Genomic DNA, 22,759 nt, shown 5'->3' with positions numbered 1-22,759 from the left:
AAACGTTTAGGACGCAAGTGACAAAAAATCTAATTATTCCAGCAGAACATCCTTTAAGTAAAAATTTATGTAGATTTACAACACTTAACGCATTAATATTACATGAAAAGATTTTTAGCTATATTTCTACTATTTTCCGGCAGCTTTGCCGCCTGTTCCGAATTTATAGAATATCCTTTGGAGAAAGAAAGTGTCGAACTACTGGCGCCGATGGACAGCCTTTCCACACAGGACAGTGTTGTGAGCTTTTATTGGAAAAATCACCAGGACGCAGACAAATATCGGCTTCAAATTGCACGTCCAAACTTTGATTCTATTCAAAAAGTAATAATAGACACGGTAACCACATTGGATCACCTTAATCTTACAGTAAGTCCAGGAAAATATACCTGGCGCGTGCGACCGGAAAATTCGGGCAGTGTAGGTCTTTTCAAACAACGCCAGATCACCATTTTGCCGAGCTTGAAATAAAGATGAAAAACAAGGCGATGACATATATATTGCTCTCCTTGGTCGTTGGGCTTTGGGGCTATATTATATATAAGATTTTTGCAGCCGTTTCTGATGATGATCAGGGCACTCGGCAGGCACAAAAGAACTTTGTCCAAAATGTGAGCGACCTCAGTTTTTACAATCAAAAGAAAACAACCGCTTTGCTATTAAACTATCCCGATCCCATGTTAAAAAATGTCGTTGCCGATAGCGTCCCTTCAGCACCGGTAACGCCCGCCGTAAACAACTATGTCGCGCCACCGGTTCAGTCTTATCAGCCCGAACCGCAAATCAATGTGCGCTATATCGGGTTTATCGAAAATCTAAACGACAAGAAACCTACGGCCATCGTCGCCATCATGGACAAACAATATATGATGAATGTCGGCGATGAACAGAATGGGGTTAAATTGACAGCTATTAACCAAGGGCAGATTACCATCAAAGCCCACGGTAAAAACAAAACAATATTTAAAAATGACAACTAAAAAAATTCTGTATACGATCTTCTTCTTCATGATTTCTATCATCTGTCAGGCACAGGTTAAAGAACTCGCCATCTTTCGGAGATTCACTATTTCGTCCAATGATGGGAGCAAGACAATATGCTATGCCGACAACATCAAGATCAGCCCTAATAGTGACAAAACCTACGTTTGGTACGAAAGCAATCAGCTGCACCAGACTATGGGCGGCTATTCGGGAAAACTTCTCAATGGACAGTTCACACACTATTTTCCCAACAAGAATCTTTCCGACCAGGGATTATATGTGAAAGGACTCAAACAGGGGGTATGGCGCCACTGGTATGCAAATGGTAACCTCAAAAGTGAATCCCAATGGATGGCCAACATCGAAGAAGGACCTTTTGTACGTTACGATGAACAGGGCAATTGGATGCAACGCGGATATCTAAAAGAAGGTAAATTGCACGGTAGCATAGAGAGTAAAACAAGCGATGTCATTAGTTACCAATATTTTGACTTGGGAAAGGAAATTTCCAAAGAAGCTTTCCAAAATAACAATATCTTCCGCAAGACTGGAAAGCTGATCGGTGACCAGATCAATAAATGGTTTAAAAAGAAAGAGAATCAGCCCGAACCTGTAAAACCCTAAATTCCTAAAACTATGCTCAAGGCGGCAGCATTATATCTGGTGTTGGTCATTTCCCTTATCGTATCGGTACTTTTGGGGAGTTTGATCTATCTTGCTTTCTTTTTTCGGGATCAAGATGCCCGTTTTAACCGTAAAGAACAGCTGAGACATCAGATTGATGCCGGATATAGTCTGGTTACCTCCACCAATTTCCCCTACGCACTGGATACCGCACTGACCAATATCACCCAGCAGGGAGATTCGGTCAATCTCTCGAAATACGAATGGGGACTTTATGATATTGCCGTCGTCCGCGCACATATGCAACGCGATTCCCTCATGAAGACTGCTTTATTAGGTACCGCGCCCACAGACTCAACGGTACTGTATATCACGGATGAAGATCGACCAGTTTCTGTAAGTGGTGAAACGGTTATTAAAGGAACAGCATTCATCCCTAAATCTGGGGTTAGGCCATCTTATGTTGATGGGGAATATTTTAAAGGCAATGAGAAGATCGTTGAAGGAAAGAGTAAAGACAGCGATCGACAAATGCAGGCACTGAATACCAAGCGCCTGGCAGCACTGCAAGCCTTGCTCAAACAAGACAGTCTGAAGGGCGATATGCTGCCTATCGGTACCGCAAATAAAAACCCTTTTCATCAGCGCACACTACGTTACCATCTACGTGCAGGCCAGGGACAGATCAGCGATAGTCTGAGGGGTAATATTCAATTGCTATCGGACACCACAATTGTCATTCCCGCTACCGTCTTTTTACAGGATATTTTGGTGATCGCGCCATGCATACGGATCGAAAAAGGATTTAAAGGCGCTGCGCAGTTCTTTGCCACCGACTCATTGATATTGGAAGATAATGTTTCCCTCCAGTATCCATCGACCGCAGCAGTAATCGGCGCAGAAGGCAAAAGAACAAGCTTAAGAATAGGAAACAACTGCAATATCGCAGGAACTGTTCTCTTATATGAACCCAAACGCTCCGATATGCCATCAGCCGCAAGCCTTGGAAAAGACTGCACTATTCAGGGAGACCTTATTGTCTATGGTCTTTTGGACTATAGCAAAGGTCTACAGGTCATAGGGCGCACAGCTTGTTACCGATTTCTGTACAAAAGCCCTTCGTCTATGTACGAGAATTTTTTGGTCAATATTAAATTTGACCGAAGCAAGCTATCTCCCCATTTCCTGAGCTCTTATTTATTGATCACCGATCAAAAAAAACAGATCAATAAACCTTTAAAGTGGTATAATCATGGGAGTTAACATTCTTCGGCTCAAAGCCTCCTCCTTGGTGGAAACACTTGTATCCATGGTGATTATCCTGATCGTCTTCGGCATAGGCATGCTTATTTTTGTCAACCTGACCAAAGCTTCCAGAAGTGAAACACGAAAGGGCACAACGGAGCAGATGATGCTTTGGAGCCGTCAGCTGGAGACAAGCGGATTTGATGGCAACACTATGGGAGAAAGCCTGAAGGATAGTACCAAATTAAGCTACCAGCTCAAGGAAACCGAAGGATATCCCGACCGCCTGCGCCTGGCCGTTTATGCAATCTCCGAGGAAGGCAAAGTAACAGATAGCTTAGTACGCTATATTGAAAATAAAGCAGGGGAAAGGGATCAGCAATGAGCAAACAAAAATTAAAGGCTTTTACCCTCATGGAACTCACCATTGCCATGCTGATTTCAGCCATCAGTATTGGTATGGCCTTTTATATGTTTCAATATTTTCAACAGCTCTTCCTACGGCAGCAAAAGCAACGACAGGAGCGTTTCTCCTACAGCCTCTTCAAACATCTGCTGGAACAGGACATCGATAGATCGCTTTGGTTAAAAACAAGCGAAAATGGTCTGATCTGCGAAAATGAATCCGGAAATATCAGTTATGAGTTTTCGCCTAAATTCATTGTGAGAAATCAAAATACCGTAGAAAAAGATACGTTTTTGATCCAAACTGTCAACCTGGATATGACGCCAAGGATACAGCATCTTCCATCGGAAGAACTGACAGATCATATTAACCTGAATATCCGGTTTGAAAATAAAGAACACGGGTTTGATTACCATAAGATCTATTCGGCTCAGCAGCTTTTACAGCTTGAATCGGGGATCACTAATTAATGTATTTCGTCTATGCCTTCAATTGATATCTCAAAATATAAGAAAAAGCCTGAACAGCCTACTTCCCCTAAGAAAAAAGAGGGGGCTGGCGATATTTTGGCCTTTCTGAACAAAGACATCAGCTTTGGAAACGGCCAGCTTCCCGACAAGAAAAAAGAAGAGTTCTATGTCGAATTCAGTACCCTGCTCTTATCGGGTGTTGACCTCAAGACTGCGTTTGATCTTGTTCTTTTGGATCAGAAAAATAGCAAGGACAACAAATTGTTCCAAGAAATCAAGAGCAATGTCCTTGTGGGCGACAGCCTATCAGATGCCATCCGTAAAAGCGGAAAATTCAGCAATTACGAATTTTTCAGTTTACGGATTGGAGAAGAGACTGGGAAACTTGGCGAGGTTATGAAAGAACTGGCCTCGTTCTACAAAAGTAAGATTGGGCAGCGCCGTAAAATTATTTCGGCACTCACCTATCCCATCATTGTCTTAAGCACATCGATGGGCGCAGTACTATTTATGCTTAAGTTTGTGGTACCGATGTTTTCCGATATTTTCAAACGTTTCGGCGGCGAGCTACCGGCCATTACGGCCTTTATTTTAAAAGTCTCCCAATTTATGGATCGCACGTTCTGGTGGGGTGTATTATTCCTTATTGGTCTTATTGTATTTATCCGTTTCAACCAAAAGCAGCTGTGGTGGCGCAAGTGGTCTTCCAGGATTATGTTGCGACTTCCACTATTTGGCGATATTATCCGCAAGGTCCATTTAGCACGTTTCGCTAATACCATGCGTCTATTGGTCAGCACCAATACACCGCTGTTGCAGTCTATCCAGTTGGTGCAGCAGATGACCGATTTTTATCCCATAGCACATTCTTTAGAGGGGGCCGAGAAGGAAATTTTACAGGGAGAATCCTTACACGCTGCACTTTCCAAATATCCTTTTTACCCAGCCAAAACGGTACAATTGATCCGTGTTGGGGAGGAGGTCAACCGGTTGGATTTTTTCTTTGAAAAGATAGCAACGCAGCTGACGGAAGAAGTCGAATACAAGACCTCAACCCTTTCCAGTTTGCTGGAGCCTTTTATTATTATCTTTTTAGGCTTGGTCGTTGGATTGATCCTCATCGCCATGTACCTGCCGATGTTCCAGATGAGCAATAGTTTTTAACCACACTAAATATATATTTTATGAACAAGTTTATTTTTTCAATCATCCTGCTACTATTGGGATATAGCCACTGTGCTAAAGCGCAAAATGCGAATGACTATTTCCAAACTACGGTTACTTTTCCTGCAGATTTCAAGGTTGGCGATTTTATTGAATTTGCATCTGCTAATCCAATTGCTGTAGGTGCCTCAGGTTATTATGAAATTTCTATTGCCTATGTACGCAACGATATTGCTGCAGCAGCTACACACATAGCTTCTTCAACTCACACTAATCCATCCAGATGGCTTGAAGCTGGTCGTGTAAATAATAATGTATACACATCTGGAGGTCTAAATTTTACGATTGATCATAATCCTGGCACGAAATCTTTTCGAATCAGGGCAGTCAATACTTTTGGAGCCCCCATACCGCTCAGTGTTGATATCAAAATCCGTTCAATTAATTTTAATGTAAACTTTAGCACTTTTCAGATATTTGGGCATGAATCAAATGAGATCGGGCTACTACCTATGACTTACGACTGGGATTTAATCGTTGGAAACACGTTTACTTATGGACCTGGGATTTTGGCAATTAAAGCAATATCTAACGGCAATATTGGTATAGGTACACCAAATCCTACAGAAAAACTGGCTGTAAATGGAACAATTCGGGCAAAAGAAATCAAAGTGGAAGCGTCTCCATGGCCAGATTATGTTTTTAACGATGACCACCAATTGATGCCACTGGATTCACTTGCAAGTTTTGTAAAAGAAAACAAACATTTACCTAATATAGCTCCTGCAAATTCTGTCGAAGAAAATGGTGTTGCTTTAGGAGAGCTGAACCGCCAGCTACTTCAGAAAATTGAAGAGATGACGCTTTACTTAATTGACCAAAGTCGAGAAATCAAAAGTTTGAAAAATGAAGTTCAGGCATTGAAAACGCAGAAACGTTAATTTCCAATGCAAATAAAAAGGAGCAAATAGATAATGAAAACTATCTATTTGCTCCTTTTTCTATCGCCGCTCAATCTGATGATGATTATAAGACCTATCTTAATCATCAAATCTTTAGAAACACAATAAGCTAAAGTGCAAGTACCATTATAGTAAAATCAGTTATTGATTTTTGCTTAGCTTTTTCTCCAAAGCCTCTATCCGCCTATCCTTATCGATCATATGAAGTGTCAGTTCCTCAACCTTTTTCAGTAAAATTTTATTCATTTCACCCAAAGACAGGCCATCCTCCGCAATGTCTGCGGCTTTCGGCACCCCAGGAAGATGCTTATTCTTTTCAATAAATGTAGCTGTTTCTGTCAAGCTCGGCAATTGATAGTCATCCTCGAATACATAGTCAGGCCAATTTGCTGTTTCAAATTTAACCTCTTGTGCGCGAATATTTCCTTTGACAGACAATTTTTCAGTGGGAAACTCCGTCCCTATACCAACGTTTCCGCCAGATGCCCATGTTCCAAAAGGAAAAAAAATATCCCCTCTAAATCGATTCATATAGGTTGCATCAACTATGTTGGATCCTGCTCTCGCCTCATCGACAATCTGCCAATTAGTATAAAACTGCGGTCGATCAAAACCAGAAAATGCATTTAGATAGAGTTTTTGATAATATACTTTTTCATCTATAAAAATAAACACTTTGTTATCTTCCTTTCCTATCTGTACTGTCGGTGTATGACCACCTGACGATGAAATGACCGGTCTGTAAACATAAGTTTGCCCATCGGAATTAAAATATAGATAGAAGCATAAATGAAGATCAAGGGGTGCAGTAAGGCCATAACTGTACCCTTTGATTTCTAGCGAAACCATATCTGCTGATGACTCAAACGGAATATTCGTTTTTATTTTTATACCATGTTCCGGAGTTCCTCCTACCAATACACGTGCAATATCTGGAAATACTTGTGCTTGTACTTGGCTAATGCTGAATAAAATTAATAATGAAAGTAGAACCGCAACTTTAGAAAACAACATATTTTCCGAAAAGTTACTTAAGTAGATAGTTTTCTTTTTCATAAATTTTTAAAGTAATCGAATTTCTAGTCTATTATTATATTTATTTCTCCAACTTTTTTAAACGCTCGAGCACATTGCTCAAGATTTCATCTTGCTTTGCGATCTTCTTATCCTTTTCTATCAAATGTAAAGTCAGTTCCTCAATCTTTTTCAGTAAAATTTTATTCATTTCGCCCAAAGACATCCCGTGTTGCTCGATGACTGCGGCTTTTGGCACCCCGGGAAGATGTTTATTCTTTTCAATAAATAACGCTGTTTCTGTCAAACTCGACAATCGATAGTCATCCTCGAATACATAGTCAGGCCAGTCAATAGCTGATGTGGTCACTTTTATCTCTTTTGCCTTAACATTGCCATTTACTGCTATATCATTTGTCTTCAAACCTTTAGTATACATCATCCCATCACTATCAAGTTGGTAGAGACTCCAATCCCAATCATCATTAATTCTTGGAGCAATATGAAGACTAGTTCTTCCATCATCGGGCGTATGAAAAATCCATGAATTTTCTCCAGTAAGAATCAGATTAGTTGATTCCTGCCCCATCAAACTTAAAATTGGGAATAAAAAAAGGCCTATAAACAGGCAGTTGAATTTCAATACTCTCATAACAAATAATTTCATTTTTAAAAATTTACTTAAAAAAAAGGCACTCTTAACCGAGAATCGCTGTTAAATTGAAATATAAATATGCTTCGCAATGAACACTTCTATTTCTTTGCTTATTGGTAACTGTTGAACACAAGAAAGCTATCTTCATACTATTTTGTTAATAGATTTCTTACTTTTCCAACTTCACCTTAAATCCCACTTCCCCTTCAATTACTTTACGTTCGTTGGCCGATACTCTCCTATTGTCAAACTTTAAAGTCACCGTGCTCAGATAGCCCAAAGTATTGATCTTTTCCAGTTCGGCAACGGATGCGACTATAGAGCGATAATCTCCCTTTAAGGTTAAGCTCTTGAATTTGACGGCAGCGCTATCTACTTGCATCCCATTATTCTTAGGAAAATTGTTGAAATAGACCTGAATACGAGGCGAGTTAATCGCCCGGCTTGCTTCTGAAAGGAAATTATCGTTCCAGGTTGCCGAGTCACTTTGATAAACTTTACTCAGGCTATCTAAAACTTTACTCTTCCGTGTAAAATCATACTGTGTACTGTTGCTGACATCATTACCGATCAAACTATTCAAACGTGTATTTTCACGATACGCCAGATAGGTCTTTTGGAAGGCCAAAAACCAGGCAAGCACCAGGAGGATCCCGCCACCTACGAACAACAGCTTGTTGCGTTTTTTATAGTCAATTTCCTTCCACTTTATCATTGTAGTTTATCTTTATGGTAAAGGCATCCATCGTTTCGTCCTGTTGCTTGTTGCCATATTCCTCAATACTGACCTTTGCGATCCAGGGATTATTCTTGAGTTCACGCAGCCACAGATTGAGCATTTCCAAAGTTGGACTATTCCCTTTGATGATAATCTGGTCAGCCTGTTGAATCACTGTATTCCCCAGTCCTTTTGATTGCGGATTGACCTGGATCTGTGCCAGGCTGATCTGCGTAAACTGTCGGATGGAATAGCCGATCTGATCCAGTAGCCAGGCTTTGGAAACACCACCATTCCAACCTAGTTCTGCCAATAGCTGCTCATTGCTCTTTATTTCCCCTTCTAACTTCCCTAAATCCTGTACCGTGCTCTGTTGACTACTTACCCGATCTCCCAAGGCCATATTTTCCTGATAATAATGACTAAATAAGAACGTGTTCACCAACAGTAAAAGAAAAAAAACAGCAACTAGAATCAGTAGATTTACGTTGAACTTTTGTTTTTCGAGCCAGCTTTGACGTTGTTCTTCCACTTCGGGAATAAGCAGCCCATACTCCGGGATATAATCGGCCATCAAAGCTGAAAAAGCAATTGCATAAGCGGTCACATACTGCGATTTAATCGGATGGTCGCCAATCTTTAAGGCAAATCGGCTCTCGAACTCCTGTCCATACCGATATTCTTGCCATTGTTTGTTTTCAGCACCGATCCGTATGGAATGTCCGTCAAAAGTGTAGGCATCACCGTAACTATTGATCTGGCCAAGTATTGCGTCGAGCACAAAGGGGCCGATAAACACTTTGATAACCTGATATCCGCTGACTGCAAATCTGTCGATCATCTCCACAATATAATCCTTTCGCACAAAAGCCACCCATTGCTTTGATTCCCCTTGCAACTGCCCATGATAAAAACGATCCGCATCATAGCTGGGGAATATAGACTTCAACCGCTCCTCATCCAGATCCATAAGCGCAGTTTCTTTGATAAGGATCTGCCTCGAATCAAGGTGAAGTGCAACAGGTGTATCTTTGTACTTGTTGTTTGCGATAAGTTCGCAGTCGTCTATCTCCCATGTATCTTCAATTTCAAGTTGGTCTTTTTCCAACTTGACCTTGCAACAACGAATGGAAAGACCGGCAGAATCCTGTCGAAGAGAAACGCCGACGCAAGTATTTAATCGATATTTTTCCTTGATCCTATTTAACATGGATTAATACAATATCGTTGGTTTAATAAAGACGACTGAGACAACCTTCTGAGTGGTCTTCTCCCGGCTGCTAAATAGCCATTTCAAAATAGGAATACGGGATAAAAGCGGTAACCCTCTCCCACTATTACTATTTTCAGTACGCTCAATTCCACCTAATACAATCATATCTTCGTTACGAGCACGAATAATTGACTCAAATTTACTGTTGGATGTTGGCGGTGGTTGATTATCTTTTGGTGTTCCAATAAAGTCAGAAATATTTACTTTAATCTTCATGGTAATCTGATCATCCCCCGAAACAACCGGCGTTATGTCGATGGCCAGATCCGCATCAACCTTGTTAAATTGAGAGGTAAAGACATTTGTATTAGTTAATCCGGGAAATACGTTTTGTGTTTTGATTTCATAGTACCGTGTACTGCCTATACTTAATGTCGCTTTATGCCCATTTAGGGTTGAAAGTTTAGGTACAGATCTAATTTCTACGTTTTTATTCTCCTCCAAGGCCTGTAGACGCACATAAAAATTAGGGGTTACACGCCCGAGATTAAAGGAATTGTTCTTTCCGAGCTGTGAAAGAAAACGGTTAATAGATCCGGAACCAAAGGTAAAGCCATCAGAAAGGCTACCGCCTACTTTAGGAGAAATGGAGTCGACCCCCATTTTGATCCCTGTTTTAATGGTATTCCCTTTTTGTATGTCCAACATCGTCACTTCAATCAATACCATCGGCACCAATTTATCCAACTGCTTCACATAAGTTTCAATTTCACGGATCTGTGGTCCCGATCCCGAAAGCAATAACATGTTCTGCTCCTTAAATTCTTTGATCTCAACATCTTTCCGCCATTCCATCGGAATCATCATCATGATGGTATCAATGGAACGGTGCTGCAGCTGAATAATCTTATTATCACGTAGTCCTTCGTTTCGACGATTTCCAATTAAATAGGTATCCTTGTCCATCCGGAAGGTATACGGTGTTCCCTGAAAAATAGAGGTCAGGAACTGGTCAAAGGAAATATCTTTTACATTGGTCGTAATATTTCCGTCAATCTGGCTATAGATAAAATAATTAACGTTAGCTTCCTCGGAAGCACGCTTAATCAATTCGATAATTGGCGTATTGGTTGCCTGTATCGTGAAACGCTTTCCTCTACCCTCTTCCGTTTTTCCATAAAGGGCATAGTTACCTGGCTGCCCGCCACCCATGCCCGGATTCATTCCATTCGCTCCATTTGCCGGATTACTTGCATTGTCCGGTCTAAAACGAACATCTGTCTGCCGGTCGTCATTGATAAACAGTTCCTCTCCGGGTATCAAGGATTCAAATACATACACATTATCATTGGTCTTGCGGTATTTCAACCCATTTACATAGGCTAACTTTTCCAATGCCGTTTCAAATGGCGCTTCAGCCATAAATCCCGTCACCGTCTTCTGGAGCAAGGGTGTGGGCACTATTAAGTTTTTACCCGAAAGTGAACTGATCCTTTGTGCCACTTTGCCCAAGGGATCATTCTGCAGTTCATAGCCCAGTCCATCGCTTGATGTATTGTACTGTACCTTGATATCCTTTTCAATCTGAACAGGCCTAGGCTCCGGTAATTTTTTGATCGTCATAATCGAACCGATCACGTCGATATCCAGACCATACGTTTTCGCTAGAAATAGCAGTACGTTTTTAGCAGTTTCGCCCGTAAAGTTATTGACGATGGAAAAACTCAACGTAGGGTCCACATTGATATTCAAGTCATTGGACTGCGCGAGTGCCCGTAGAAATTCCTGCGCCGTAACGCCCGAAACGGAAAGTTTCACCTTCTTTTGTAATCCAGGTACTGTTCCTGCCAATGCTTCAAGCCGTTGTTCCACGCGCGCATAGTTTTCCGTCGCATTTTGAGCAAAAGTGCTGATGCTAAAAGACAGTAATAGCAATAAGGTTAAATATAATGTTCTCAAACTCATCATCAATAATTGAATAGTAATGGATAGATTTCCTCTATCGTTGTTTCCCTGGCAGCAAAAAGCTCAAATGCATTTTCGCCAAGTGTTTTTATTTTTCGTTCTTTCAGTTGCTCGTCCACCCGCATATTCCCTTTTTTGATCTCGTCCACCAGACCCTGATCCATCGGAATAATTTCATAAACCGCTTTTCGCCCTTTAAAACCGGTAAAATAACAAGATGCACAACCCACGGCAATTGCATGCCTATGCACCGTAAAATAAGGTTTAAATTGTCTGGGGTATAGATCGGCTGTCAGCTCCTCCTCCCGTTTACAATTAGGGCAAAGCGTACGAACCAAACGCTGGGCTACAGAAGTATTCAGGGTATTGGCGATCAAAAAATTGGGAATCCCCATATCGATCAAACGCGATACCGTTCCCCATGCCGAATTCGTGTGGATGGTAGACAATACCAAGTGTCCCGTTAGAGCTGCCCGTATGGCCATATTGGCGGTATCGGGATCACGGATCTCCCCCACCATAATAATATCCGGATCCTGACGCAAGAACGTACGCAGTGCAGCACCGAAGCTCAGTCCGATATTTTCCTTGAGCTGCACCTGGTTGATACCCTCCAGCGTATACTCGATAGGGTCTTCGATGGTCAGAATATTATTTGTGGTCTTATTTAAGTGTTTTAATGTAGCGTATAAGGTAGTTGTCTTACCCGAACCAGTAGGTCCGCTGATCAGCAAAATACCATTGGGCTTTTTCACTCCGTGTAGGTAATTTTCATAATCCTCCGGAGACATCCCCAATTTATCCAGTTGGATATTGTTAGAATTATTGTTCAGCAGACGCAGTACCACCTTTTCCCCGTGAAGAGTGGGTAGCACCGATACACGGATATCAAACTGATCCTGATTACGTCTGTAATGGATACGCCCATCTTGTGGCAGGCGTTTTTCGGCAATATCCAGATTGGACATGATCTTGATCTTATTGATCAAAGCCGGATAGTCCTCTCTTTTCAGCACATACCGCTCTACCATCATTCCATCGATACGAACGCGTACACGGCAGCGGTTTTCATAGGTCTCTATATGAATATCACTGCTTTTGAGCTGTTTTGCTTCGTAGATCAAATTATCAAGAAAATCTGCATTAAAGACCAAGTTTTTGACGGCTTCATTTCCTTCCGACTGTTTTTCGCCAAAGTAATGTTTATTGAGCCATTCTTCGATCTGGGCCGATGAAGTAATCTCCAGGATAATATGCTCATCAAAGAGAATAGCCAACTCATTCTCTAGCTCGGAAAGGTCCGTGGACCGATCTGTATAAAAATGAATTTCCTTACTATTCCGGTCAAATGGAATAATACGGTAGTGCCATGCGATATCCCGGGAGATTGCATGCAGTATTTCTGTTGAAAAATGATAACCTGTCCCCACAATGCTTCTTTGTTAATAATTCGGTATACTTTTCTATACTATAACATAAACGATTGACCGATCACGGTCCAATCAATCCAATTCATCCGTTCGGCAATAAAATACCCTAAAAAAAGTAAAGCCTGGCAACCAGCCAGTGGGATACCTTTTTGCGGATCCCGCCAATTTTTGTTGACCATAGCAACCAACAATGCGGTGATTAAACTGACGATGTGGAAAAGAAAAAAGTTCAGAAAGGGCATATACAACAATATGCAGAGCAAAAATGCGATATCCCCCCAGCCCAGCTTTCGATCCATGATCCGTCCCCATTGGCCTTCTTTGATCCGGAAATAGATCAGGATAACCCCCATTTGAAAAGTCAAAAACAAGATATTGGCCAAGATATCCGGATAAGAGTCCTGCCAATAATTTTCTGTCAACTTAAGTCCCAAAAGCAGTATGGCTAGTAAAAGAAAGAGAACAATGCTTACAGCGCGTTGTTTAAAATCCTGATAAGCTATACCGATTAAAAGAACAGCAATGGATATAGTCCACCACATGTTAATCTGCGGTAACCTCTTTTAGGTTTTTATCTTGGTCTATTTCCCACACATTGAACTTGCCGTCGCCATTGAAATCCACTACAGCAGTTGCTCTTCCTAGAAAGGTATTCTGATCAGCGCGCACAATTTCGATGCGGTAGTTGGCTTTTCCGTCTTTACCGTCGGTACTCAATTTTTCCTGCACAAAACCGATTTCATCCAGGTTGCCGCTGTATTTGGACTTTTCGAAAAAATAATTTTTCTCCAAAGTCTGCAAATGTTGGAGCTGTACTTTGGCTTCGGTGCTTTTGGCTTTGGTAATCAATGGCATCAAGTTAGGTAACGCCAACAACACCAGTATACCGATAATCACCATAACCACAAGGATTTCCGTGAGACTATAGGCCTTTAACCGCTTTTTGTAGAATCTTTTCATAACAATTTCTTTCCCAAGTTAATTTAATCAGCGCTAATATAAATATTTTCGTTTAACTCTGACAGTACTTCTATCCTACTATTGGAGATTCTTTTGAACTTTTGATTCGGAATTTTTTAATTATTTAAGTCTTAGTAGTTGGAAAATAGTTCTCTGAATAGATAAGAGTGCAATTTTTTACATGTTGCGGTTGTTTTCTCTTTCTTCGCCGATAAACTCCCTTCTAAAATACTACCTCCAACTTTTGCTTTAAGAAGCCCACCTTGTACTCCTGCTTTGAAAGGATATACGGAACCTTTTAGTGCAGGTTCAAAATTAAAAGAAATAAAACCATTAAAATAAATAAAAACGGACCTGAAGGTTCTCAGATTAATAGTTAAATTGTCAAAACTGTCTGACAAAAGTTTCAAAATCTCCATTCAACTGCAAATTAAGCACATTTGCACCTGCACAAATCATCAAATTACAAAAATTAATCTTTACAAGGCCATATTATAATTTTGAAATCTTAAATTAATTTCTTTGATTCTATTTAGTTGTTTCATTAATTCAACACAAGATGAATCATAAATAAATAATTCCAATGTTGAAATTGCCAAAATGTCAATTATTACATTTTCAATATCTTGTATCTTAACATTTGTCATTTGTAAAGTATTTAATGGACAATTCGCTAAATATGACAAATCAGAAATTTCAAAATTACTCAATCCTAGAAATTCAAGTTTACTAAAATCCTTTAACCAATTTGGGAGTTGAAAATAATCTCTATTAGCCTTAAATCTATATGAAGGATTAACAGAAACATGCATTTTTGTAATTCTGCTCAAATTTTTATTTAAATTTTTAGGAATATTTGCCCTTTCGAAGTTTAGAGTAGTTAAAAGCAAGTCGGGAATACCATTCTTACCCACTAATGAAGTAAAACCATCACTAAATAAAACGGACCCGTTGTCATGTTCACCTGAGTGCATATTTATACTTACACCTTGAATATAACTTTTATCTTTTTTTTTCATTTTCATTTTAAATCTAGGGAAACAGATATATTAAGTTAGATTTTGCAGCGCCAATCCATTTATTTGGTCTTCTTAATTGAGCTTCACCTCCTCCAAAATTGGCCTTTATTGCAACATTTAAACTCTTTATTAAATAATCAATTGCATCATCTTCAACAACAAATTCTCTCTTAGAAAACTTTCGAAATATATCATATCGTATTTTTGTCATTATTAAAGCTAATTCAATCTTAGTCATAAGTGCACCCGCAAATTGCCCATTTCTTTTTCTTGAATTAATCCTTATATTTAAACTATTTATGAAAACCTCCAAAATACCTATCCCTCTGTTATTAAAATTATAATCATAGAATATCTCCTCATAAGTTACATTAGTGTAATAAGATTCGCCAATTTTCTTAAAATTAAAACTAAAAGGATTAGTCGGAAAACTTAATATTAGTCCACCGTCTTGCTGTGCCCTATTATTTTCATTACCACTATTATTTTCCTTGTCATATATTGGCTTGCTTTCAGGATTACTGTCGTTTATGAATCCCCCATCTCCTTGATTTTTCCACGTAGTCTCATTTCCTTTCGATTCTCGAAAAAGTTTATTTACAAATTCCTTAGAAATCCTACCGTCAGGATCAATAAATCTAATTGGGTTATCGAAGGCATAGTTATAAGGAGACCATCTCCTGCTAATCTCAGCCATCGGATCTACTACATTCCACCTACCTATCTCCGGGTCGTAGAACCTTGCGTCATAATCGTACTGATCCCCAAGCTCGCCCTGGATCTCCTTACCATTATAAAGATAATTATTATTTCCGCCTGCCACAACCTTACGCTTACCAAAGGGATAATAATTGTCCCGCTGCGCTACATCAACTGCTGTAGGGCTGCTACCACGTTTCAATGTAGCCCGTACATTGCCCAAATGATCAGTCAGATTATAATGGTACACATAGTTTGTTCCATTCCGTTGGGCATAGCCCTCCGAATTATGGATAATATCAATAGTACCATTATTGTATTCGATACCACCCACATAATCCCTGGTGGTGGTGATTATGTTAGGTGCTGTGCCGATCTTCGAAAGCTTCTGCAGCTTCACTCCAGCCGAATTATACAAAAATGCTACGTCCACCCCTATTTTTTTGGCCGTTTGCGGCAGGTTCAGGTAATTATAGGTAATTGCCATCCCCATACGGTCAGTTTTGGCATTACCGTTAGCATCGTAGGTATAGCTTCCTGTCAAGCCGCCACTCAGGCTCATCAGTTTATTGCCGGTATAGGTATATGTCGTGGCAACAAGGGCATCTCGTTTCAGGGTCTTGATATTGCCCATACCAAGATCATCATAGGTAATCACCTCAGCTATGCTCGCTACCCCTGACTGGCCATTGCTACCACTGGTCAACCTGTTCAGCTTATCATATTGATAGCTAAACGTGTTGGGTAGCGTCGCATCATCGCCCCAAAGCTGCTGGCTGATATTGCCGTTCCACTGTGGATTTGTCCCATCCTGGTATTTCAGCTGCTGGCTGAATTTGGGCGATGTACTTTTACTTAGCCAGCCCCGCTCATTGTAGGTATAGGTAGTACTGTTGACAAAGGAAGTCTCCGTGCCAGCCTTGCCCACAGCTTTGCTTTTCAGCTGGCCGATCTCATTGTAGCTATTGGATGCCAGAGTCACCTCAGTCTGAGAACCGATCTTCTCTTTGGTCGAAACCAGTCTACCAACATGGTCATATTCATTGGTGGTCACGATAGTTGTTGTAGCCCCTGTCGCCGGTGTATGTACCCGGGTACTAGTCAGCAACTCGCCCGGAAAATTATAGGTATTGGTCACATAATCCGTGCCCCCAAGATGGTTTTTCGAAGCGCTCTGGATCACCCTGCCGTAGTCATCGTAATATAATACTGTGAGCAGCGGCTGGGTACCATCTGTCCTATAGATTTTGCTACCGGTCTGCAGTGACTTGATCTTGGTACTTTTGGTGATTCCGCTGGCAGGAAGTGTAGTCGCTTCGGCAAAGGTATAGTCATCGTAATAATTGACAATGAGCGGCGTAATCGTAATACCTGGACCAGCAAGCGGAAAAGTAGTTGCAAGAGCTGGATAATCATCTCCCACGCGCGTCTCCCAGAGCGGTCCTGCCGTCGCATTCACAAGCCCGCTCACATCCGCTCGGGTTACCTTTGCCGTATTGATATAAAGTCCACTGGAAGTAATACGTCCAAATGCATCATATCTGTTGTAGGCCCACTCTTTTCGTACCCGCTGCTCGGCATCCTGTGTAAGCACAACCTGATCATTTTTGTTATACGCCAGATATTCCCATCCTTTTCCAGGGATCTTTTTCTCGATCAGCCTGCGACGTTCATCGTACCTGTAAGCATAGATATAATTGTCAAAATTAACATAAGTAGCATCCGTTAAAAGCTCACTAAAACCCGTCCCCATCACTGCCGGCGGGATCACATAACGCAGGTCCCCAAAATCATCATAAACATAATAAGTATCGAGTGCCTTGCTTTCGCTATCCCACACACGCTTGAGGACAACACGTCCTTCAACATCCTTGTACTCATCCACCGAACCAATACGTATAGCCGTATTTACAGTATTCTCATCCCTGACAGTGGTACGATAGAGTTTCCCAGCACCATAGTTCGTCGTACCACTGGCTCCGCTTGCCGTTACCGTCCATAGCTTAACAACATCAAGCCCCGTGGCCGTATTGGTGCCATAGTCCGTTTTTACCGTATGCCCTGTTCCTACAACTGCCAATGGCTGCCAGACCGACCCCGGTGCCCCCTGTTCCAGTACACGATTCAGCGGGCTGTTCTCAAAGACAGTAACGGAATAGGGATTTGCCGTCTTCACCACTGCTGCATCCCACCCTATACCGTCCTTGTAAAAGTCCGACTGTGTCGTTTTAGCTCCCGTCCGAAAACTGCCATTGCCTGACTTCTCGCCATAGGGAAGATATTTCGTCGACTCACGTCCAAACCCGTCATATTCTATATACTGCACGATATCTTTGTAAGTTGGACTGGCCATAAGTTGCACTGTCTGACTCGGTCTACCCAGCCCGTCAAAGTATTGGATACTCTGGTTCTCCTGCCCGATCGTGCGCTGGTTCCCAAGTTGAGCAAGCTTTACCGTATCTCGAAAAGTCCGTGTCAGGATATAATTCTGACCTGCTGTCGGAGTGCTCACAAGATTCTGAAAGCCGGCAATACTGATCGTTACAGTTTTACCTGCTGGCTGTACTGGAATATAGAAGCCATCTTTTAAGGTAATGCTCTTGAGGGCCTGGATATTTGTTTGACCATTATAAGAAGTCAGGGGAAGATCATCTACCAGTGCCTGGCCATGGACAGCCCCCAATACAACTAATGATAGTAAGATTAAAAAGTTCTTTTTCATAACTGAAAAGCTTAGTTGGGTCTATAATGGTAATCGATGGACTTATTCACATAATTAAGATGGTCAAGGATCGCCCTCATACGTTGCATGCCATCGTACGTATAGGTCTCTTTTATCCCACGTGCATCTGTTTTGCTGGTCATGCCGACTAAAGGCTTGTACGTATAACTCGTCACCAAGGCATTTGGAAGGCCGGCTCGTAGCTTATCGGCGGCAACCTTGACCAGCGCCTCCATAGTGGCTTCTGTCTGTGCGACTAGGTTCAGGTTGTCAATAGCCGCTTGCGTAAGCGCTGTTGCAACTTCCGCATATGTTGCGTTCTTGATCTCCATCACTGGATATTGGCCCATATAGCCCCAAAGGTAAACAGTAGTAGGATTCTCTAATTTTTTAAGTTCTTGTAGCTTATTAAATGAATTGTAAGAAAGTATCTTAATTTCATCTGAATATCGAGTATCAGCGCTAAATATAGCCGGGCTTCCCAATGGAGGCTGTGTTCCTAAGGAACGATTACTGAATTTAAACATATTAAGCGGCACAGGATTAATAGAGGATAGGGCCTGTCGAGACTCGATAAGGCCTCTGCCTCCTGGACGATATTTGTTAATTGTTCCCGAAACAATACTTTTTACCGAACCTAAATCTCGATACGTTATACTTTCAATCGGAAGCCCCGTGATATAGTTTGAGGCCATATTGTCAATGAAAGAAGTACCAGGGGCATAATCATTTGGATACAATGTATGGGTAACAAGTCTATTCGATTTGCCATCGAGAATAGTATGTCGAGACAGTAATGCATTTGTTGGGTTATCATAGAAAAAAGCCTCCACAGTTTCATTAAAATCAACTCCATTCGTTGCATAATCTTTTGTCCGAATGGTATCAGGATAGATCCATCCTTGATTATGATCATAACCCATAAGATCCAAAGGCTCCCAGTCAGTATTAGGGTTAGTAAAGCTAAGATAACGTTCGTTTACAACATATGCCCTATATGTTCTCAGTACTCTTTCGTCTTGTTTATAAGAAGTCGACACACTCTTTACTGGAATACGTTGTCCATTTAAATATTTAAATACAAGCCGACTCATTTCCAGCCCATTAAAATTAGCATTGCTAGTCCATGGTGCGTTAAATTCCTGTCCTCGAAAAAGCAATGGTCTTGCATTGGGATAATCCATGAACGAATAAATTGTACCACTATTATCCTGACTATTTTCCTCAATTACATCCGAATAATACTGAGGAGCAGAGTCATATAAAGCATACCCAAAAATCGGATTAGATTGTAAGATGTGTTTTTCGTACAGGCCAAAATAAGAAATCTGACCCACGGGGTCTGAAACTTCACAGCGATAAATACCATTCATATGCCACTCATAAATAGGTTCAAAACTTACTGATCCAGTAGATTTCTTATCAGGATCATCCACTTTATGATAACTGTACTTCTTTTCGTATGTATTTCCGTTTTCTTTCGTAATAACTTTTTGAATACGAACCCCACCACTATTCTGATTTTTGAACGATCTTACATCGGGCGTTATTTGATAATTAAATTGGACCGAAGCTGTGACGAAATTACCTTTTCCAGCTTCAATCTTGACCTGATAATTATAACCCGGATCTAAATCCGCTTCAAAACTTGAATTTTGATAAGCTTGAACACTATTGGTTACCTGACCTGCTCCGTTTTTCAATAGTGTTACCCGACCTGTTCCTGGATAGGGGCCATCTGTCGCTGTAATATCGCATGAAATTTGAAACTTTATTCTTTGGCTAAATGGAACAGTAAAAATTCCGGATGTATTTGTCCCGGTACCTAAATTACCTATTCCTTGTGCATCCACTCTGACAGATGTATAATTCCCTGGAATAATATAATCTCTCCATACAGTATTAGCTTCATAAATTAAACTGTCCTGACCTCCTGTTGGATAAATTATTTTTGAAAGCATACCCGCTCCAACATATACTCCATCTGGATCTCGGTTTGCTGTAGCATAGTTAAAATATTGACCCCAAAATTTGTTTTTAGGTGGAGGAATCAACGTTGTATTGGATTTTCCATTATTATAACCATAATAATCTTGACTATTGGAAAATCTACTCGGCAAATCATTAAGATTTTGATATACAAACTTATATTTTGAATCAATATTTTCACTTTCATCAATAAATTGCAATTCTGTTAAGAAACTTCTATGCCCAAGATTTGTACGATTCTGAAGATTTTGATTAACTACACTGAAGCGCGCAATCGACGTATGATCTAGATAAATAAAATTTATCTGCTTTAATGGTTTAATAGATTCATTATTATACACTTTTATACGTTGAAGTACTTTCCCATCTGCAGCATTATGATCCATATAACTCAGTGCCAGCTTGCCACTATTTGAATTAATCTCCGTCAATAGGTAGGTCGCTGTAGACATCAAAGAAGCACAATTTGTAGTTGTATTGAGGGGCTCACCCGAATTGCACGGTACAGTTTGAGGAATATTGTCTATTCTATAAGTTTGCGTTTCGTTCACACCGACAGCATAAGAATAACGATCACTTTGGTAGGACATATCTATGACTGTTCCGTCAGGATGAGTGATCTTATACAAAAAAAAAGCTGTATTAGTTTGATTTGCGAAAACTTTACCACAACCACTACCCATCTTATAAGTTGTCTCAACAAAATTATTTCCAAATTCATACTTCACTCCATCTGGTGTATAAATTTCAAAAGTTCTTTGCGAGATTCTTTTTATTTTTATTCCATTGTAACTCAGCAATATGACATTTTTATTCTGATCGAATATAAAAGTACCTGAGTAGGTTCCAAAATTAAAGCTATAAATATCAGGCTCACCATCGTAAGAACTTGCATTGATACCATAGCTGATCATACCCCTCACATAATTAAGTGTTTGTTGATCCATACCGTAAGGGTTGAAAGTAGCTGGTAGAGGAGTAGTATTCCGTTCATCGTCTTCACCCATAATAGTTCGACGAATCACACCTCCAATATTTGCTTTCCAAGTGGTACCTACAATTCCCCCATTTTCGTTTACGCGTAATCCATTACTGGAGTAGCTTATTTGCAGCGGAACTTGCAGTGAGCCTTGAACAAAATTGTATAGGTCGATAGTTTTATTAGCAGTGCCCGATGCTAAACCAACATTTATACCTCCATATTGTCCTAGACTGCTGGCAGTAGGAGAAGCGAACAGATTATCGAATCCATCTTTTACGCCGCTAATTTTAGGGGTTTGTCCAATCGCCATGAGATGACTTCCAATGATAAACAGGGATAATAAAATCCTATAAGCTACGCTTACATTTTGTTTTTTTCTCATAACTATCAGGTTTTAATAATTAATTATATATCTTTATTTTTGAGCCTTTAAATCTTTAATATCTTTATCCTGTTGCTGAACAGTCTTATTCAATTGAATCACCTGCAACGTCAGCTCCTCAATTTTCTTCAACAGAATCTTATTCATCTCCCCCAATGAGATACCGTTAGCTTCAACTTCACTTGCTTTAGGAACATCCTGAAGGTGACCGCTTTTTTTGATAAATTTTTCGGTTTCTTCCAGAGTCGGTAGTTTATAATCTTCTTAAAAGACATAGTCTGCCCATCCCGCAGTTTCCACTTTTATTTCCTGGCTCCGGATCTTTCCGTTGACAGCCAGGTCATAATCCCCTGGAGCCTGTGTCTTGATGCCGACTTTTCCCGAAAAATAAAAATCACCCGCGCCTACCGGATTACCCAAGAGCGCACTAATGGTTGGTTCATTGCCGTTGACTTCTTCCAGCCTTGGCCCATAGAAATACTGTCTGTCGTTGACATTTGGATCATAAAATAGAAAGCTTCTCAGACGAGTTGAAGTTGCTGTCGTCGGAAATTTAAAATCGGTTGTAGAAACGACCTTTTTACCTGTTACACCATCATAGACCCCTCCTGAGCTTACCGTAGAAGCGTCTCCTGAACCATGCACATATCCCACTAGCAGATACCATCGATTCAATTCGGGCAGATCACCATATCAAAAATAAGGATTGTTATTTGCACTTCCGTCCAGATTATTTACCCCAGCCTCACAACCTAGATAACTATAACCATCCGTCGAATTTGTTTTCTTGAGCCATATGGTATAACGATAGGCTTTCTGATTATTAATGGCAGTCGTAGGTGCCACAAAGCCACCATCTCCATTTTGGTCGCCACTAGGTTTGGCAGTCCAAAGCACCACCTGAGTACCCGATGGACCTATTCCCCATTCGCGCTCATTTTCGGAGACAAGCCCATTTAACGAAAAGCCAGTAATGCTTCCGCTGCCGGTTATCCATTCGTTGAGATTTATTAAATTTTGTGCTTTGCTTCCTAAAGCACAAAAACTAAGGAGAAGGAACAGTCCTAATGGTGACTTTTTCATAATTGTTAATAATGGGTAAATAGAGATCCGTTCCCTTTGAACAAAATCTAGGTCACTTGCGTCCTAAACGTTT

22 protein-coding genes are annotated in these 22,759 nt (G+C 40.6%); 8 read left to right on the top strand and 14 right to left on the bottom strand.

Translation table 11 applies throughout. The annotated features are described in order from the left end of the window. The first annotated feature begins 102 nt into the window (after positions 1 to 102). Genes B3297_RS20425 through B3297_RS20390 form a run of 8 tightly spaced genes read left to right on the top strand, consistent with a single transcriptional unit; the run spans position 103 to position 5,834 of the window. Positions 103 to 471 carry a hypothetical protein gene (locus B3297_RS20425; RefSeq protein ID WP_286779391.1) on the top strand — a complete coding sequence of 123 codons (369 nt, stop codon included), beginning with the start codon at positions 103 to 105 and terminating at the stop codon, positions 469 to 471. A 2-nt stretch (positions 472 to 473) separates the two neighbouring features. After that, positions 474 to 980: a hypothetical protein gene (locus B3297_RS20420; protein WP_286779390.1), complete on the top strand. Its 507-nt coding sequence runs from the start codon at positions 474 to 476 to the stop codon at positions 978 to 980. Beyond that, complete coding sequence (locus B3297_RS20415) at positions 970 to 1,608, top strand: toxin-antitoxin system YwqK family antitoxin (protein ID WP_286779389.1); 639 nt, start codon at positions 970 to 972, stop codon at positions 1,606 to 1,608. Before B3297_RS20420 ends, B3297_RS20415 begins: the two co-directional genes overlap by 11 nt. A 12-nt stretch (positions 1,609 to 1,620) precedes the next feature. After that, entirely contained in the window at positions 1,621 to 2,871 is a 1,251-nt protein-coding gene (locus tag B3297_RS20410) for a hypothetical protein (RefSeq protein WP_286779388.1), read from the top strand. Continuing rightward, a complete protein-coding gene (locus B3297_RS20405; protein ID WP_286779387.1) occupies positions 2,861 to 3,238 on the top strand; it encodes a hypothetical protein in 378 nt (125 codons plus the stop codon). Before B3297_RS20410 ends, B3297_RS20405 begins: the two co-directional genes overlap by 11 nt. Then, a complete protein-coding gene (locus B3297_RS20400; protein ID WP_286779386.1) occupies positions 3,235 to 3,729 on the top strand; it encodes a PulJ/GspJ family protein in 495 nt (164 codons plus the stop codon). Before B3297_RS20405 ends, B3297_RS20400 begins: the two co-directional genes overlap by 4 nt. Positions 3,730 to 3,741: 12 nt before the next feature. Beyond that, positions 3,742 to 4,893, top strand: coding sequence for a type II secretion system F family protein (locus B3297_RS20395; protein WP_286779385.1), 1,152 nt, complete (start codon positions 3,742 to 3,744; stop codon positions 4,891 to 4,893). Positions 4,894 to 4,913: 20 nt separating this feature from the next. Beyond that, positions 4,914 to 5,834, top strand: coding sequence for a hypothetical protein (locus tag B3297_RS20390; protein WP_286779384.1), 921 nt, complete (start codon positions 4,914 to 4,916; stop codon positions 5,832 to 5,834). 162 nt (positions 5,835 to 5,996) lie between these two features. Here B3297_RS20390 and B3297_RS20385 read toward each other — a convergent pair whose 3' ends face one another. From B3297_RS20385 to B3297_RS20320, 14 genes are all read right to left on the bottom strand, one after another. Beyond that, the gene (locus B3297_RS20385) at positions 5,997 to 6,911 is read right to left on the bottom strand and encodes a hypothetical protein (protein WP_286779383.1); all 915 of its coding nucleotides are present in this window, start codon (positions 6,909 to 6,911) and stop codon (positions 5,997 to 5,999) included. A 40-nt stretch (positions 6,912 to 6,951) separates the two neighbouring features. Then, on the bottom strand, positions 6,952 to 7,521 hold the full coding sequence (locus B3297_RS20380; protein ID WP_286779382.1) for a hypothetical protein: 570 nt from the start codon (positions 7,519 to 7,521) through the stop codon (positions 6,952 to 6,954). Between the two features lie 172 nt (positions 7,522 to 7,693). Continuing rightward, a complete protein-coding gene (locus tag B3297_RS20375; RefSeq protein ID WP_286779381.1) occupies positions 7,694 to 8,239 on the bottom strand; it encodes a hypothetical protein in 546 nt (181 codons plus the stop codon). Beyond that, positions 8,217 to 9,452, bottom strand: a complete 1,236-nt coding sequence (locus B3297_RS20370; RefSeq protein ID WP_286779380.1) for a hypothetical protein — start codon at positions 9,450 to 9,452, stop codon at positions 8,217 to 8,219. Before B3297_RS20370 ends, B3297_RS20375 begins: the two co-directional genes overlap by 23 nt. A 3-nt stretch (positions 9,453 to 9,455) precedes the next feature. Next, complete coding sequence (locus tag B3297_RS20365; RefSeq protein ID WP_286779379.1) at positions 9,456 to 11,423, bottom strand: secretin and TonB N-terminal domain-containing protein; 1,968 nt, start codon at positions 11,421 to 11,423, stop codon at positions 9,456 to 9,458. Then, positions 11,423 to 12,850 carry a GspE/PulE family protein gene (locus B3297_RS20360; RefSeq protein WP_286779378.1) on the bottom strand — a complete coding sequence of 476 codons (1,428 nt, stop codon included), beginning with the start codon at positions 12,848 to 12,850 and terminating at the stop codon, positions 11,423 to 11,425. The genes B3297_RS20365 and B3297_RS20360 overlap by 1 nt, the downstream gene beginning before the upstream one ends. A gap of 38 nt (positions 12,851 to 12,888) precedes the next feature. Continuing rightward, complete coding sequence (locus B3297_RS20355) at positions 12,889 to 13,392, bottom strand: hypothetical protein (RefSeq protein ID WP_286779377.1); 504 nt, start codon at positions 13,390 to 13,392, stop codon at positions 12,889 to 12,891. A gap of 1 nt (position 13,393) precedes the next feature. Beyond that, the gene (locus B3297_RS20350; protein WP_112375240.1) at positions 13,394 to 13,810 is read right to left on the bottom strand and encodes a type IV pilin protein; all 417 of its coding nucleotides are present in this window, start codon (positions 13,808 to 13,810) and stop codon (positions 13,394 to 13,396) included. 131 nt (positions 13,811 to 13,941) lie between these two features. Next, positions 13,942 to 14,229, bottom strand: coding sequence for a hypothetical protein (locus B3297_RS20345; protein ID WP_182982542.1), 288 nt, complete (start codon positions 14,227 to 14,229; stop codon positions 13,942 to 13,944). A 60-nt stretch (positions 14,230 to 14,289) separates the two neighbouring features. Beyond that, a complete protein-coding gene (locus B3297_RS20340; protein WP_286779376.1) occupies positions 14,290 to 14,829 on the bottom strand; it encodes a hypothetical protein in 540 nt (179 codons plus the stop codon). Positions 14,830 to 14,842: 13 nt separating this feature from the next. Next, positions 14,843 to 18,250, bottom strand: coding sequence for a DUF6443 domain-containing protein (locus B3297_RS20335; protein ID WP_286779375.1), 3,408 nt, complete (start codon positions 18,248 to 18,250; stop codon positions 14,843 to 14,845). Between the two features lie 11 nt (positions 18,251 to 18,261). Next, complete coding sequence (locus tag B3297_RS20330; protein WP_286779374.1) at positions 18,262 to 21,603, bottom strand: hypothetical protein; 3,342 nt, start codon at positions 21,601 to 21,603, stop codon at positions 18,262 to 18,264. Between the two features lie 264 nt (positions 21,604 to 21,867). Next, complete coding sequence (locus tag B3297_RS20325; protein WP_286779373.1) at positions 21,868 to 22,278, bottom strand: hypothetical protein; 411 nt, start codon at positions 22,276 to 22,278, stop codon at positions 21,868 to 21,870. An 18-nt stretch (positions 22,279 to 22,296) separates the two neighbouring features. Beyond that, positions 22,297 to 22,686: a hypothetical protein gene (locus B3297_RS20320; protein WP_286779372.1), complete on the bottom strand. Its 390-nt coding sequence runs from the start codon at positions 22,684 to 22,686 to the stop codon at positions 22,297 to 22,299. Between the last annotated feature and the right edge of the window lie 73 nt (positions 22,687 to 22,759).

Source organism: Sphingobacterium sp. UBA3519 (assembly GCF_002377215.1).
In the GTDB taxonomy this organism is placed as follows: Bacteria; Bacteroidota; Bacteroidia; order Sphingobacteriales; family Sphingobacteriaceae; genus Sphingobacterium; species Sphingobacterium multivorum.
This window is presented reverse-complemented; position numbering and strand designations above follow the sequence as displayed.